This is a genomic window from Streptomyces kanasensis, assembly GCF_043077165.1.
Lineage (GTDB): Bacteria > Actinomycetota > Actinomycetes > Streptomycetales > Streptomycetaceae > Streptomyces > Streptomyces changanensis.
In genome coordinates this window covers 673,531-688,169 of record NZ_JBIBSF010000001.1, presented here as the reverse complement: position 1 = coordinate 688,169, position 14,639 = coordinate 673,531, and the positions used below count along the sequence as shown (strand labels likewise).

At 75.9% G+C, this 14,639-nt stretch carries 12 protein-coding genes; 1 reads left to right on the top strand and 11 read right to left on the bottom strand.

Features of this window, described 5'->3' with window-relative positions:
- Positions 1 to 25 precede the first annotated feature (25 nt).
- The 4 genes from ACF053_RS03005 to ACF053_RS02990 form a co-directional block, all read right to left on the bottom strand.
- Positions 26 to 1,414: an aldehyde dehydrogenase family protein gene (locus tag ACF053_RS03005; protein ID WP_391952172.1), complete on the bottom strand. Its 1,389-nt coding sequence runs from the start codon at positions 1,412 to 1,414 to the stop codon at positions 26 to 28.
- Positions 1,414 to 2,520: a phenazine antibiotic biosynthesis protein gene (locus ACF053_RS03000; protein ID WP_391952171.1), complete on the bottom strand. Its 1,107-nt coding sequence runs from the start codon at positions 2,518 to 2,520 to the stop codon at positions 1,414 to 1,416. The genes ACF053_RS03005 and ACF053_RS03000 overlap by 1 nt, the downstream gene beginning before the upstream one ends.
- A 332-nt stretch (positions 2,521 to 2,852) precedes the next feature.
- Positions 2,853 to 3,284, bottom strand: coding sequence for a hypothetical protein (locus tag ACF053_RS02995; RefSeq protein WP_391952170.1), 432 nt, complete (start codon positions 3,282 to 3,284; stop codon positions 2,853 to 2,855).
- Between the two features lie 12 nt (positions 3,285 to 3,296).
- On the bottom strand, positions 3,297 to 4,691 hold the full coding sequence (locus ACF053_RS02990; protein WP_391952169.1) for an FAD-binding oxidoreductase: 1,395 nt from the start codon (positions 4,689 to 4,691) through the stop codon (positions 3,297 to 3,299).
- A gap of 86 nt (positions 4,692 to 4,777) precedes the next feature.
- On the opposite strand from ACF053_RS02990, the gene ACF053_RS02985 reads away from it, so the two are divergent.
- Positions 4,778 to 5,953 (top strand): helix-turn-helix transcriptional regulator, encoded by a 1,176-nt coding sequence (locus tag ACF053_RS02985; RefSeq protein ID WP_391952168.1) that lies wholly within the window; start codon positions 4,778 to 4,780, stop codon positions 5,951 to 5,953.
- Here the strand turns inward: ACF053_RS02985 and ACF053_RS02980 are convergent.
- The 7 genes from ACF053_RS02980 to ACF053_RS02950 all read right to left on the bottom strand — a co-directional run bounded on the left by ACF053_RS02980 (position 5,935) and on the right by ACF053_RS02950 (position 14,617).
- A complete protein-coding gene (locus ACF053_RS02980) occupies positions 5,935 to 8,559 on the bottom strand; it encodes a helix-turn-helix transcriptional regulator (protein WP_391952628.1) in 2,625 nt (874 codons plus the stop codon). The two genes, ACF053_RS02985 and ACF053_RS02980, sit on opposite strands and share 19 nt — an antisense overlap.
- Positions 8,560 to 8,564: 5 nt before the next feature.
- Positions 8,565 to 9,944 carry an FAD-binding oxidoreductase gene (locus ACF053_RS02975; RefSeq protein ID WP_391952167.1) on the bottom strand — a complete coding sequence of 460 codons (1,380 nt, stop codon included), beginning with the start codon at positions 9,942 to 9,944 and terminating at the stop codon, positions 8,565 to 8,567.
- The gene (locus ACF053_RS02970) at positions 9,941 to 10,231 is read right to left on the bottom strand and encodes a phosphopantetheine-binding protein (protein ID WP_391952166.1); all 291 of its coding nucleotides are present in this window, start codon (positions 10,229 to 10,231) and stop codon (positions 9,941 to 9,943) included. The genes ACF053_RS02975 and ACF053_RS02970 overlap by 4 nt, the downstream gene beginning before the upstream one ends.
- The gene (locus ACF053_RS02965) at positions 10,231 to 11,307 is read right to left on the bottom strand and encodes a ketoacyl-ACP synthase III family protein (protein WP_391952165.1); all 1,077 of its coding nucleotides are present in this window, start codon (positions 11,305 to 11,307) and stop codon (positions 10,231 to 10,233) included. The genes ACF053_RS02970 and ACF053_RS02965 overlap by 1 nt, the downstream gene beginning before the upstream one ends.
- 97 nt (positions 11,308 to 11,404) lie before the next feature.
- Positions 11,405 to 13,012, bottom strand: coding sequence for an amino acid adenylation domain-containing protein (locus ACF053_RS02960; protein WP_391952164.1), 1,608 nt, complete (start codon positions 13,010 to 13,012; stop codon positions 11,405 to 11,407).
- A gap of 62 nt (positions 13,013 to 13,074) precedes the next feature.
- The gene (gene phzG, locus ACF053_RS02955; protein WP_391952163.1) at positions 13,075 to 13,722 is read right to left on the bottom strand and encodes a phenazine biosynthesis FMN-dependent oxidase PhzG; all 648 of its coding nucleotides are present in this window, start codon (positions 13,720 to 13,722) and stop codon (positions 13,075 to 13,077) included.
- 58 nt (positions 13,723 to 13,780) lie between these two features.
- On the bottom strand, positions 13,781 to 14,617 hold the full coding sequence (locus ACF053_RS02950; protein ID WP_391952162.1) for a PhzF family phenazine biosynthesis protein: 837 nt from the start codon (positions 14,615 to 14,617) through the stop codon (positions 13,781 to 13,783).
- Between the last annotated feature and the right edge of the window lie 22 nt (positions 14,618 to 14,639).

Genomic DNA, 14,639 nt, shown 5'->3' with positions numbered 1-14,639 from the left:
TCGGGCGCCCTCGCGGACCGGGCGGTCAGACGCGGACCAGGGTCTTGCTCCGCATCAGGAACTCCCCCAGGTACCCGTCGTGGGGGAGCCCGGGACGGTGCCAGTGCGTGGCCCGGCCGCCCACGTGCACATTGCTGATGGTGGGCTCGGCGACGAGCGCGTCGACGAGGGCCTCGTCCCCGGTGACGGCCGTGAGGACGAGGGTGTCGCGCAGGGCCGCCACGCCGTGCTCGCGGCGGCTCCAGGGCGCCAGCCACACGCAGGGGAAGGGCACCTCCGCCCCCACCTGCGGCATGTCCGGCGAGGCGAGCTGGTGCACCACGGGACGCAGCACCGCGCTGCCGTCGCCGAGTTCGTCGACGAACCCCGTGCCCCCGAGCCAGGGCCTGGTGCCCTCGGCCTGCTTCAGCACGTGGCGTTCCAGGGCGCGGGCCGCGGAGTCGCGCTGGACCGGCAGACACGCCTTGTCGTCCTCCGGCGGCAGACTGGGCAGCGCCGCCAGGCGTTCGGCGACGGCGGCGGCGACCGGCGCCGGATCCCCCTCGACGAGTACCGCGGTGGCGTTGACGCAGCCCGTGCCGCCGCCGCGGGCGACCGAGTCGACGATCATCTCCAGGTGGTCACGCCAGTCGGTGTCGGCGGTCAGCAGGATCTTCGAGCGGCCCGGCCTCAGGGACAGGACGTCGGGATGGTCCGCGTACCGCCGGATGACCTCGTCGCCGCCGTAGGCCAGGTCGGCGCCGCGCACCACGGCGTCCGCCGCCTCGTGCCCACAGGGCAGGAGGACGACCTGGTCCCCGCCGAACCCGGCCTCGTGCAGGGCCAGCACCAGCCGGTGCGCGGTGAAGGGCTCCCGGCGCGAGGGGCGCACGGCGACCCGGTAGCCCAGGGCGAGCGCCTCGGGCCAGAAGCCGTGCGTACCGGGGTGGTTGCCGGGCACGTGCACGGCCAGCACGTCGCCGCGGCGGGCCCACACCGCCTGTCCCGTCCGGGCCAGCGGGTCGCGCCAGTCGGGTACGGCGCCGTCGGGCCGGGCGAGTTGGACGCTGCGGTAGGAATGGCCGATCCGCTCGCGGAGCGTGCGGGTGGCGGTGCGGATCGCGCTGATCGGGACGCCCGACACGCGGGTGACCGCCAGCTCGTACTCCTGCACCGTCATGCCGCCGAGCACCGCGGAGCCGAACAGCTCCGAGGCCCGGGCCAGGGCCGCGGCCCGCTCGGCGGCGGGCAGCGGCACGGACTCCCGCAACGTCTTCATGGTGCGGTGCACGTACACCTCGGGGGCCAGCCCCGTCTCCGCCAGGAGGGCGCCGGTGACGCCGCGGATCTCCTGGCGCCGCTGCGTGCGGTACGGCCCGGTCGGCCCCAGCACGTCGATCACGGGGACCGCCGCCTCCTGCGTCGCGGACCCCATCAGTAGACCCCCTCCACGACGACCTCGTCGTCGAACCGCTCCACCGGGGCGATGTCGGCCGCCGAGTCACCGGGCCGCCCCTCGGGCGCGCGAACGCGCACCGCGGTGTCCCGCTCCAGGTTGCCGGGGAGCAGCAGGGCCTTGCTGACGTGGTGCATCACGACCCGGCCGCGTTCGCCGTAGGCGACGGGCGCACCGGTGGCGGGGTCCACCACCTGGAAGGTGACGTAGGGGGAGAAGGTGTCGAAGACGCACGGCCCCCCGGTCCCGGCCCCGGTGCCGTGGCGCTGACCGGCGATGCCGAGGATCATCGTGCTGCCGTAGTGGCCGTAGAGCGTCGTGCCGGGGAAGATCTCGGTGCGGTACAACTCGGCCGTGTCACCGTCCATCTGGGTGCCTCCCCAGCGGATGGCCCGCACCTTCTCGTTGATCAGTTCGACGAGCTCCTCGCGCTGCGCGATGCGGGCCAGGAGCGGCGGCGTCACCGTCATCACCCCGATCGGCTGGGTGCGCAGGATGTGCGTCGCCTGGTCGACGACGTGCTCGGCGTAGGCGTCCGCGTGGGCGCCCCTGCCGTCCTTGATGAGACGCTTCACCCAGCGCGGGTCGAGGTCGACCTGGAAGCCGTACCGGCCGTGGGTGAGGGCCGACCGGCGGAAGATCTCGCCGACCAGGTGGGGACCCGACGGCGTGATGCCGAGCCAGTCGGCGCCCCGGGGGAAGCCGTGCACGTCGAGGTTGGCGTTGCTCCAGTCGACCAGCTTCGCCAGCCAGTCGGCGGGGCAGACCACGCGCTTGGGGGCGCCGGTCGTGCCGCCGCTCTCGAACACGCCGACGATGTCGGGCCGTTCGCCGTAGCCGCGGGGCACGAGGTCGGCGGCCGGCACGTCGCGCAGCTCGTTCGCCACGTTGGGGAAAAGGGCCAGGTCGTCGTAGCCCTTGACGTCGGACAGCGGGTCGAAGTCCAGGGTCCCGGCCCGCCGCAGCCAGAACGGCGAGCCGGTCTCGGGGCTGAAGTGCCACCGCATCGCGGCCCGTACCAACTCGTCCGGGTCCGGCCCGGCGTCGTGCGGCAGGTCGAGGATCGACAGTTCTTCACGCGCCACGCGTCCTCCTCTGGTGGGTTTCCGTCCGGCGGGCGGCCGCGGCCGGCCGCACCGGTCCTCGAAGGGAGGGTGGGACGGCGCACCGCGGCCCCCGATCATCGGCGGCCGGGGACGCGGACGGACAGGGGGTACTCACCCGGCCGGCAGGAGCGCGGCGTCGGAGCGGATGAGTGGTGGCGGACGCCGTGGCGCGGCGCCCCTCCACCGGCGGAGGAAGGCGTGGGTCGCCCGGTGGGACCTCACCTGGTGGGGCTGGGCGCCGGGACGCGGCGGGTGGGGCGCCGTCCCGGGACGGCGCCCCACCGTTGTCCTGCCGACCGACGGGACGTGTCCTAGCCGGACCGGGACGACCGCAGCTCCATGGTCTGCCAGGACGCGAACACCGCGACCGGGGCGATCTGCAGCCAGGTCCACACGACGCCGGCGGTGGTGAGGTCGAGCCAGGCGAAGGCCAGGGCCGCCAGGCTCAGCAGGATCCACAGCACACCGCAGCCGATCACCGCGCGCACCGCCCCGGCGGGGATCCGGGCGGGCCGCGCCACGGCCGCGGTGCCCACGCCCAGCGCCAGCATCACCGCGCCGACCGCGGCCACGAGCGTCGTACCCGGGCCGAGCAGCCGTCCGAGCGGACCGGCCGCCGCCAGGTAGCCGATTCCGACGCAGGCCATGCCGGCCGCGTCCAGGAGGAGGACCCGGCGCAGCCCGCGCACGGCACCGCGCCGGCCGGCGGGCGGAAAGCGGGTCGGGGCGGGGGGACGGGTCATGTCCGCTCCCCCTCAGTGCGCCGGCGGCGCGTCGGAGGCGGCCGGCGGGACGTTGTAGTTGAGGCGGAAGAGGTTCCGCGGGTCGTGGACGGCCTTCAACCGCGCCAGACGCTCCAGGTCGGCCGGCGCGTAGGCGGCGCGGACCCGCTCCTCGCCGGCGTTCGCGCCGAAGCCGAGGAAGTTCAAGGCGGCGCCGGACGAGAAGGGCCCGAGTGCGTGGAAGAGCTTCTCGTACAGCGGGCGGGTGTCCTCGGCGGTGACCCCGAACAGCAGGGTGACGACGGACAGCAGGTACGGGGCGTCCCGGTGCGCCACCGAGTTCGGGCGCTCGGGCGGCTCGGACACGGCGCCGCCGAGGTGCCGCAGCTCCACCACGCACGGCACCGGTGCCTGCGGGCCCGCGTGCTCCAGCAGTGTCCGCACCACGTCGTCGCCCACCTCGCGCAGCAGCGTGGTCTCCCGCTGGAACGGGACCGGGACCGGCGGCTCGTCGTGGATGGAGCCGCTCTCCGCGTACGGCATGTCCCGCAGCGCCTCCATCAGGACCGGCCCGGCCTCCCGCAGCGGGGCCACCAGCCGCTCGCCCTCCTCCGCACCGCCCGTGTAGGCGATCCGCACGTGGTAGACGTGCCGGCCCCGCATCGGCTCGGGGACCTCCGGGTCGTCCGGCATGGGGATCAGGGCGACCGAGGAGTTCATCTCCCGGGGCATGCCCTCGGCCCACCGCGCGTAGGCCGACAGGACGCCGGGCGCGGCCCCGGCGTCGTAGAAGAAGCCGCCGCCGTACACCCGGTCCACCGGGACCAGGTCCATTTCCAGCCGGGTCACGATCCCGAAGTTGTCCCGGCCGCCCACCACCGCCCAGTACAGATCCGGGTCGCCGTCGGCGGTGACCGTGCGCAGCTCCCCGTCCGCGGTCACCAGCTCCAGACGGCGCACCCGGTCCGCGGCGTAGCCGAACGTGCGCACCAGCAGGCCCACGCCGCCGCCGAGGACGTAGGAGACGACACCGACGTGCGGCGCGGAACCGTTCAGCGGGGCCAGCCCGTACGGCGCCGCCGCGGGGATCACCTGCTCGAAGCGGACACCCGCCTCGACCGTCACCGTGCGCTCGTCCGGGTCCACCTCGACGCCCGCCATGCGGCCCGTGGTGACGAGCAACCCGCCCTGCGCGGCGGCGGCGTAGCCGTGCCCGGTGCACTGCACGGCGACGGCCAGGCCGTGCTCCGCGGCGAAGCGGACCGCCTCCTGGACGTCCTCGGCCCGCGCCGCTCCGACGATCACCTCGGGCTCGTGCCGGACGGCGAGGTTCGCCCCGGTGCGCTCCTCGTCGTACCCCTCGTCCCCGGGCAGCAGGACCGGGCCCTCCACCCGGGAGGCGAGCGTCTGGATGTCGGCGTGCTTCACGGATCTCTCCCTCGGTTCGTACGGGTGCGGACCATCGTGAGGCCGAAACCTGACAACCACCGTCAGGTATGGGAAAGACTCGGAGGGTGAAGTTCGACCGACTCCTCTCCATCCTGCTGCTGCTCCAGCAGCGCCGGCTCGTCCCCGCGACGGAGCTGGCCCGGCGCCTGGAGGTCTCGGTGCGCACCGTCTACCGGGACGTCGAGGCCCTCTCGGCGGCGGGGATCCCCGTCTACGCCGAGCGCGGGCGGCACGGCGGCGTCCGGTTGGTGCCCGGGTTCCGTACGGACATGACGGGCCTGACCCGGGACGAGGCGCGCGCCCTGTTCGTCCTCGTGGGGCAGAGCGCGCACTCCGCGCTGGGGCTGGACCGGGCGCTGGGCTCGGCGCTGCGCAAGATGATGAGCGCGCTGCCCGCGCCGCACCGGTCGGCCGCCGAGCTGACGAGCCGGCGACTGCTGATCGACCCCGACGGCTGGCTCGGTGGGCAGCGCGACCAGACCGGGCTGGACGAGCTGCACGAGGCCGTCCTCACCGACGGCCGCCTGCGGATCGCCTACCGGCACAGCGGTCGCGCCACGGTCGACGTCTACTGCGTCGACCCGTACGGCCTCGTCTCCAAGGCCGGCACGTGGTACCTCGTCGCCGACCACGAGGGGCGTCCCCGGCTCTTCCGCGCGGACCGGCTCCGCGGCGTCACCGTCACGGCGGAGCCGGTACGCCGCCGTGACGGGGTGGAACTCGTCGACGTCTGGGAGGAACTGCGCCGGAGGGTCGAGTCCCGCGGCAAGGGGACCGTCGTCCGGGCCCGGGTACGCCGACGGCGCCTGGACATGCTCCGCCGCATCACCCGTCCGCACTTCCTCGGGGTGGCGGGGGAGGGAGCGCCGGACGCGGAGGATCTGATGACCGGTGGGGATCCGCCGCCCGGAAGCGCCCTGCCGACCGGCGCGCGGCCGGCGGACCGGGCCGGGCCGGCAGGAGAGCCGGCGCGCACGGCGGAAGGCCGGGACGGGAGGGGCGACGATCGGCGCGACGGGAGGGGCGAGGAGGGTCGCGACGGGAGGGGCGACGAGGGCCGGGACGGCGCGGCGGACGGCGACGCGTGGCTGACGGTCGAGCTGGAGTACCCGGTGCCGGCCGCGGTCCGCCAGCTGCTGCAGTTCGGCACGGACGTCGAGGTGCTCGGACCGCCCGAGGCCGTCCGGGAGATCTCCCGGGCCGCCACCGATCTCGCCGCGCTCTACTCCCGCACCGGCTGAAGACCCCCCGCCGGTGCGTCGATGCGCTCGTGCAGGCCCGAGCGGGACGTGACGCCGAGCTTGCCGTACACCCGGTGCAGATGGTTCTCGACGGTACGGACCGAGACGGTCAGACGCCGTGCGATGTCGGCGTTCGTCATTCCCGACGCGGCCAGCGAAGCCACCTCGTGTTCCCGCGGGGTCAGTCGGGCGCGGCCCGCGCGCGGCGCGCTGCCGGGGCAGGCCGCCCACCCGGGCAGCGGCACGCCGCCCGCCAGGGAGAGGTACTCCCCGCACGCGACGGACGAGGCCCGGGCGGCGCGGTTGCGGCCGGTCTCCCGCCACAGCCCGTGGGCCCGGCTCGCGCTCTCCGCCGCGAGCGGGAACCGGCCGCGCGCCGCCCAGCGCCGCGCGAGCTCGTCGAGGAGCCCGGCGTCCCGGTGGGCCAGGGCGCGGACGTGCGCGGCACGCAGCCCGCCCAAGGGGCACGCGAGGGCGTCACCGAGGCCGGCCAGCCGCTCCACCGCCACCTCCGCCCTGCCCAACCGGGCCAGCAGGTGCAGTGCCGCCAGCGCCGTGGCCCTCCGGCCCGCGGCGGCCGAGCGCCGTGCCACCTCCTCGGCACGGTGAACCGCCCCCGGCAGGTCACCGGCCCTCCCCAGCACCTCCGCCTCCTCCAGGGCGACCCCGTCGTCCGCCAGCGGATAGCGCGGCGCCTGCCGTGCCGAGAGACGCACCTCGACCAGCGTGACCAGCGCCTCGGACACCTCCCCGGCCTCCGCCAGGGCCCCCGCGAGCTGGGCCAGCACCCAGGGCCGCGTGGTGAACCAGTCCTGGCCGCCCGGCACCGCGGCGGCCCGGCGCAGCAGCGCGACCGCTTCGGGCAGCCGGCCCCGGGCGCGGTGCGCGCGGGCCCGCGTCACGTCGGCGCGGACCCGGCGGCACAGGTCGTAGGAGGCGTCCGTACGGCGCATCCGGTCCAGGAAGAGACGGGCGCCGTGGTCGTCGCCGGCCTCCACCGCCGCGTACGCCCCCACCGCGAGGTAGGCGTGCCGGTCCTCGTCGCGCCACCCCTCCACCTGACGGCAGCGCTCCAGCAGCGCCAGGGCGGCGGTGCCGCCGCCCGTCTCGACGCGGGCGAACGCCGCCACGGGCACGCACGACTGCGCCGTCCCCCCACCGCCGGTCCCGCGCAGCGCGGCCTCGCCGGCCGCGGCCACCTCGTCCACCCGGTCCCTCAGCAGCCCGGTCACCGCGCGCAGCACGCCTGCCGTCCCGCCCGGCACGCGCTCCGCCAACGCCGCGGCCGCCTCCGGACGCCGCAGCCCCCAGGCGAGGTTGCGGACCCGCGCGGCGAGGACGTCGGCCGTACGACCGTCCGCGGCGGCGAGTACCGCCTCGGCGTCCGCGCCGCGCCCCTGCCCCGACAGCGCCCGGCCCAGCAGCAGCGCCGAGGCGGCGTCGACGTCCCGGGCCCGCGGGGCGCGCGCGGTGGGCACCGTCTCTCCGAGCGCGAGCCGGGCGTACCGCTCGGCCGTGGCGAAGTCGTGTCGCAGCAGGGCGACTTCGGCGGCGGCCCGCAACCGGCCGGCCGAAGGGGGCCGGCCGGCGTCGACGCGCAGGGTGACGGACAGCAGCGCGGCGGTGCCCGCGGGCTGGGTGCCGGGGTCGCAGGCCTCCTCCAACGCGTCAGCGAGCCGCCGCCGCAGTTCGCGCGCCGTCCCCGCGGGCAGGTCGGCCAGGACCGTCTCCCCGCACAGGGGCTGGCACAGGCGCAGCCGCGTCCCCCGGCCGACGGGTTCGGCGGCGATGACGGCGCGGCGGTCCAGGCGTTCCGCCGGGGCCGCCAAGCGGGCGACCAGCGGCAGGTCGTCCGAGAGGGGGCCGCCCAGGGCGAGCAGGGCGACCAGCTCCCGCTCCTCGGCGTCCAGCGGTCCCAGCAGCCTCCGTACGGCCCGCACCACCCGGGCGGCCGGGCGCGGGGCGGGGCCCCGCCAGTGCCACAGGCCCTGTGCCGGACGCAGCGTGCCGTCGGCGGCCGACGCCTCGACCAGCTCCGTGAGCAGCAGCGGATTGCCGCCGGTGAGTTCGCCCAGGCGTGCCGCCGTGTCCGTGGCGACCTGGCTGCCCAGCCGGGCGCGCAGGGCCCGCGTGGTACCGGCCTGGTCGAAGGGCCGGGCCGTGACCGGGCCGAGCGCCCCCTCCCGGAACAGCGCGGCGAGGGCGGCGGGCAGCGGAGCGCCGGAGGGCGCGCCGGCCAGCAGCCGGATCCTGCCCTCGCGGACCAGGGCGGCCAGCGCGCCGGAGGCCGCCGCGTCCAGCGCGTGCACGTCGTCGACGGCGAGGACGCGGCGCGTCGTGCCCCCTGCCGACCGTCCGGGCGCCCGCCGCTCCTCCGGGCCCCGCGGGCACTGCCGCAGCAGCCGGACCAGGTCACCGTGGCCGGTCGGGCGCTCACCCGGCGCCAGTCGCGCGAGCGCCTCGTGCAGCAGCCGGGACGTGCCGGTGCCGGGCTGACCGGTGACCAGGACGCTCCGCCCGCGCCCGACGCGGGCCGCGATCTCCGCCAGCTCCGCGTCCCGGTCCACCAGGGGCCACCGGGCGGCTTCCCCCGGACCCTCGACCACGGTGATCAACCCCTCTCCGCGGGGGCGGGCGGGACGTTGAGGTTGTGGCGCAGCAGGTTGGCCGGGTCGACGCGGGCCTTCAACCGCGCCAGCCGGCGGTGGTCGGCCGGTTCCCACAGGTCGTCCACCGGCTCGTCGGCGGCCCCGCCCGGGTGGCCCCCGTAGACGAAGTTCGGGAAGTGCCCGACGCGCCACGGGGCGAGCGCGTCGAGCAGGGCGCGGTGCGCCGCGTGCGCCCGGCCGGGGTCGGCGCCCGCGAGGGGCGAGAGGATCCGGACGAGGCAGTCCGCGTCGCGGTGCCCCACCGCGTTCGGCGGATCGGGGGCCCGCCGAAGCGCCCCGCCCAGATGGCGGATGTCGATCACCCGGCGCCCGGGGGCCTCGGCGCGGGCGGCCTCCAGCACGACGTCCGCCACCTTCGCGTCGAACCCCCGCAGCACGACGTTGTCCCCGGCGTAGGCGTGCGGCCTCGGCGGGTCGCTGTGGATGGACCCGCACTCGGTGTAGGGCATGACGGCGACCGTGTCCGACAGGGCGGGGCCGGCGGCACGCAGCGGAGCGACCAGCTCCGCCCCCTGGCGGGGGTCCCCGTGATGGGCGACGCGCACGTGCGCGACGCGGCGGCCCCGCAACCCGGCGGGCACCAGGGGCAGGTCGGGGTAGGCCGCCAGGGAGAGCGAGGAGGTCAGCGCGTCGGGAAGCCCGCTGGTCCACTGCCGGTAGACCTCCGGCAGGTGCGGCACCCGCTCGGTGTCGAAGGCGATGTCGCCGCCGTACAGACCGCTCACGGGGACCAGGCCGATCTCCATCCCGGTCACCACGCCCAGGTTGCCCCCGCCCCCGCGCAGGCCCCAGAACAGTTCCGGGTCGCTGTCCGCCGTCACCCGCCGGAACCGGCCGTCGGGCGTGACGACGTCGAGGGAGCGCACGTGGTCCGCCGCGTAACCGAACGCACGGCCCAGCAGGCCGAGCCCGCCGCCCAGGACGTAACCGACGGCGCCCACGTCCGTGGACGAGCCGTTCAACGGCGCGAGACCGTAGCGCGCGGCGGCGTGGATGATCTCGGCGACCCGGGTGCCGGCCGCGATCCGCGCGGTGCGGGCGGGGGCGTCCACCACGACCCCGGACAGGGCCGAGGTGTCGATCAGCAGGCCGCTCCCGGCGGGAACCGTCAACCCGTGCCCGGTGGCCTGCACCGCGACGGGCAGCTCGTGGGCGGCGGCGTGCCGCACGGCTTCGGTCACGTCCTGCGGGACGGCGGCCCGCACCAGCAGCGACGGCCGGTGCCGGTAGGCCGTCTGGAACCCCGCGCAGCCGCCGTCGAAGCCCTCGTCGCCCGGGGTGAGCACCGCACCGCGCACCCGCGCCCGCAGACCGGCGCTCACCGCTGCGGACCGCCGTCCCCGGCGGGCCCCGCCTCGGCGGCCGCGCGGCTCAGGCACCGTGCCCAGGCACCTACGGTGGGCTCGGCGGCCAGGCTGCCGAAGTCGGCCTTCAGCCCGCTGCGCCGCCACCGGCCGCTCAGCCGCATCATCCGGAGGGAGTCGAGGCCGAGCCCGACGAGGTCGGTGTCGTCACCGATCTCCGCGGACGGCACACCGAGGACCGCGGCGACGGCGTCCCGCACCTCGTCGGTCGTCACGGCGGGCGGTTGCGGACGCGTACCGCTCATCAGGGGTTCCTCCGTTCCGTGTCGGGGTGCGGGGCGCGGGGTCCCGCTTCGGTGATCTCGACGACCGCGCAACCCGCCTCCATGCCCTCGGTGGCGCCGACGAGCAGCACGTGGTCCCCCACGCCGACCTGGCCCGTCCGCCACAGGTGGGCCAGTCCCAGGACGTGGTCGCCCACGCTGGCGTGGCCGACGGTCCTGAGGTGGTCCCAGGTGCCGAGCTTGGCGGACACGCCGAGCGGGTCGAGCAGCAGAGCGTGCAGGGCGTCCTCGTTGAAGCCGGTGTGGGCGACGCGGGTGACGGAGTCCCAGCCGAGGCCGGCCTCGGCGAGCGTCCGCTCGGCGAGCTCGGCGACCAGTTCACCGAACCGGTTCACCGCTTCCACCATGGCCAGCGGGCCGCCGCCCGAACGCTCGGCCCACGCCCGCAGCCGCGGCCCCACCCGCATGGGGTGCTCGGAGTGCCGGGCGGGGGGCAGCAGGGGCTCGTCGCCGCGGTGGACGCCTTCGAGTTCCGGCAGCGAGCGCGAGCCGACGGCCTTGAGACGGGCGAAGCCGCCCCGGGTGGAGACCACGAGCGCGACGCCGCTGTCCGCGTACACCGCGTGCTCGGAGTCGTTCCACCGGTCGACCAGAGGGGTGGAGAAGTTGTCCGCCGCCGTGACGAGGAGCGCCCGGCGACCGGGGGCGTCGGGCCGGAGCAGGCCGGCGGCCAGGTGCAGCGAGGTCAGCGCCGACAGGCAGCCGTGCTCGATCCCGAACGCCGGGATGGGCCGGTCCAGCGTGCGGTGGAGCACGTAGTGGGGCGCGGACCAGTTGTCGGGGCCCTGGTAGTGGACGCCGCTGTGCAGCAGGGCCGCGAAGTCGCCGGGTTCGTGCCCGGCCTGTTCGAGGGCCTCCCGGGCGGCCGCCACGGCCATGTCCGGAGCGGACAGGGAGGTCTCGACGGCGACGGAGACCAGACCGGACCCCTCCGCCGCGTCCGGGGCGAACCAGCCCTGGCGCACCGCCTCTTCGACGGGCACGAGCGGCGGCACGTACGTGCCGATGCCTGCCAGGTGGATGTCGTCGACTATCACGAACGCCCTTTCTCGGAGGGAGGTTGACGGATGGGGTGGGACGCCGGGGGAGCGGTGCGGTGACCCGGGGGAGCGCCTCCGGTCACGCCGGGTGCGGTCACAGCGGGCAGGGTTCGAGCTCTCCCGACACCACCCGCTCGCGGAGCGCTCTGCGGTCGACCTTCCCGTTGGCGTTGAGCGGGAGGCGGTCGACGAGGTGGAACGTCAGCGGGATCATGTAGGGGGGCACGGAGTCGCGCAGGCCCTTCTCCACCGCGTCCACGTCCACGTCCGTGCCGCACAGGACCGCCGCCAGGACCGTCGTCCCCTCCTCGTCGCCGGGGACGGCCACGACCACGGCCTGGTCCACGCCCTCCCGGTCGCGCAGGTGGGCCTCCACCTCGCCCAGTTCGACGCGGTGGCCGAGGACCTTCACCTGCGAGTCGAGCCGCCCGGCGTAGAGGAGGGTGCCGTCCGCCGTCCTGCGGCCGATGTCGCCCGTGCGGTACCAGCGGCCGTCGGGGCGCTCGTGGAAGCTGCGCCGCGTCTGCTCCGGGGACCGCCAGTAGCCCTCGAAGACCTGCGGCCCCCGCAGGCAGATCTCGCCCGCGGCGCCGTCGGCCACCGGGGTCCCGTCGGGGTCCAGCAGGGCGGCCTCCATGCCCGGGTAGGGCCGGCCGATCGGCACGATGCCGTTCGCGGACAGGGCGGGGGAACGCTGCGGGACCCAGCGGTGCACCGTACAGGCGATGGTGGCCTCCGTCGGCCCGTAGAGGTTCTCCACCACCGACCGCGGCGCCGCCGCCTGCCAGGCCGCGGCCGCCGACGCCGGGAGCGCCTCCCCGCAGAACAGGCTCCACCGCAGCGACGGCAGGCTGTCGGGCCGCAACGTCCCGCTGCCGTGCTGCAGCACCGCGAGCGAGGGCACCGAGAACCAGACGGTGATCTCCTGGTCACGGATGAAGTCCAGCGGCGCGCGGAGGTCCGGACCGTCCAGCGGCACCAGGCAGCCTCCGCTGCTCCAGGCCATGAACAGGTCGAAGACGGAGAGGTCGAAGGTCTGGTCGAAGGTGTTGCTGAAGCGGTCCGTGGGCGAGAAGCCGTACCGCTCGGCGTTCACCCGCAGGAACGCGCTCACATTGGCGTGCGAGACGGGCACCCCCTTGGGGCGGCCGGTCGACCCCGAGGTGAACAGCAGGTACGCCGTGTCGTCGGGGCCGGTGGCCGACGGCTCCGGCAAGGGCGTCCGGCCCTCGACGGCACCGCGGGTGAGGACGCCCGGACCGGGGCGCAGCCCGGCGGGGACCTCGTCCGACTCCGGCAGCAGGACCGGCGGGGCGTCCCGCAGACCGCCCAGCAACCGCGCGGCGTGGGGGAGGGAGCCGTCGTCGACGAGCAGGGCGTCGAGGTCGGAGCGCTCCACGACGTCCTGGTTGCGGGCCACCGGGTACTTCCTGTTGAGCGGTACGGCCGCCGCCCCCGCGTACAGGGCCGCGAGGAAACCGGCGTAGGTGACGAGGCTGCGGTGGCCGAGGACGCCCACGCGTCGCGGACGGGCGCTCACCTCCAGCAGGGCCGCGGCCCACCGGCGGGCGACCTGGTCGAGTTCGGCGTAGGTCCGGACGCGGCCGCCGAGGGACAGGGCCGCGCGGTGCGGATGGTGTCGCACCGAGGTGAGGAAGCCGGAGTGGAGCGATCGGAGGGACGGGGGGCCGGTGTCCTGCATGAGTTCCTCGGGTTCCGTGTCGGGGGCGTACCGGGCCGGCGCCCGGTGCGGCCGGGGACGGGTCAGGGCTGGAGCCGGCTGACGGCCCAGCCCGGTCCGGAGCGGTCGTAGCGCAGGCGCTCGTGCAGCCGGTCGTGGCCGTTGGCCCAGAACTCGACCTCGACGGGCCGCAGTTCGTACGCCACGAAGGCCGGGGGCCGGGGCAGCGGCCGGCCGGCGCCCGCCAGCAGCCCGGCCCGTTCGCGCAGCTCGGAGACGTCCTGGAGGCCGTTCAGGGGCTCGCTCTGGCGTGACGCCGTCGACATGGCGTGCGTGAAGGGGGGACGGGCGGTCCACAACGCCTCGGTCTCCGCCTCCGGCAGCCGTTCCACCGGGCCGGCGACGACGACCTGCCGGCTGGTCTCGCGCCAGTAGAGCACGCCGGAGGCCCACGGGTTGCTCTCCAGCTCCCTGCCCTTCCGGCTGCCCAGGTGGGTGGCGAAGACCAGCCCCGTGCGGGTCAGCCGGTTCAGCACGACGATGCGCGAGGACGTGCGGCCGCGGACGTCGGCCGTGGCCAGGGCGAGCGCGCGCGGCTCGCGGACCCGGTGTCCCTCGGCCTCCTCCAGCCAGCCGCCCAGCAGCGCGAGGGGGTCGGGCGGGGGTGCGACGTACTCCGGGAAGGGGAGTTCCACGGTCCCGGTGAGGGATTCCGACCTCGTGCTGTTCAACGGACCTCCATCTGTCGGGGTGGGCGGACGGGCGGGCGTCCCGGCGACGTGCCGCGGATCACAGGTGGAGCGTTCCGTCGATGACGACGACACCGTCGCCGCCCACCGTGACGGACGTGACGACGTCGCCCGCCCCCTCGGCCCGGGCGTGCATCGTCGACGGCCGCCCCATCTCGGCCCCCTGCACGATCCGGACGTCCCGGCCGTACCCGGCCACGCCGTGCCGCGCCAGGTGGATCGCGATGGGGCCGGCGGCGGACCCGGTGGCGGCGTCCTCGACGACGCCGTAGGCCGGCGAGAACATCCGGCTGCGCCACCGCGTGCCCTGCCCGGCGATGCAGTTGGCGGCCATGTCGGGAAACCGGGCGAGCGCGCGGTGGTCGGGTTCGAGCGCGGACAGTTCCTCGACACTGCCCAGGGCGACCAGTACGTGCCGGGGGCCGTTGCGGTAGATCTCCACCGGCAGGGCGGTCTCGCACACGCCCAGGGCGGCGAGGAGCGCGTCCTCCTCCTCGAACCCCTCCCAGACGGGGACCGGCTGCCGCATCCACGCCGACGACACCACCCCCTGGCTGACGGTCAGTTCGAAGGGGATGACGCCCATGGCGGTCTCCAGCATCAGCCGGTCCACGCCGCGGCGGTTGCCCAGGGCGATGGCCGTGCCGAGCAGCGGATGCCCCGCGAACGGCAGTTCGTTGACCGGGGTGAAGACCCGGACGTGCGCGTCACCCCCCTGCCGGGGCGGCAGGACGAAGGTGGTCTCGGACAGGTTCATCTCCCGCGCGATGCGCTGCATCCGCTCGGCGTCGAGGCCGTCGGCGTCGAGGTAGACGGCCACCGGATTGCCCTTGAGCGCTTCGTCGGTGAAGGCGTCGACGACGACGTAGGGGTACATGGATCCTCCTGACGGGTGCCGT

Coding starts and splice junctions, on each gene's coding strand:
- ACF053_RS02960 (WP_391952164.1), bottom strand. CDS start 13,012: ATGCAGGACACCGGCCCCCCGTCCCTCCGATCGCTCCACTCCGGCTTC.
- ACF053_RS02995 (WP_391952170.1), bottom strand. CDS start 3,284: ATGACCCGTCCCCCCGCCCCGACCCGCTTTCCGCCCGCCGGCCGGCGC.
- ACF053_RS02970 (WP_391952166.1), bottom strand. CDS start 10,231: ATGAGCGGTACGCGTCCGCAACCGCCCGCCGTGACGACCGACGAGGTG.
- ACF053_RS03005 (WP_391952172.1), bottom strand. CDS start 1,414: ATGGGGTCCGCGACGCAGGAGGCGGCGGTCCCCGTGATCGACGTGCTG.
- ACF053_RS02950 (WP_391952162.1), bottom strand. CDS start 14,617: ATGTACCCCTACGTCGTCGTCGACGCCTTCACCGACGAAGCGCTCAAG.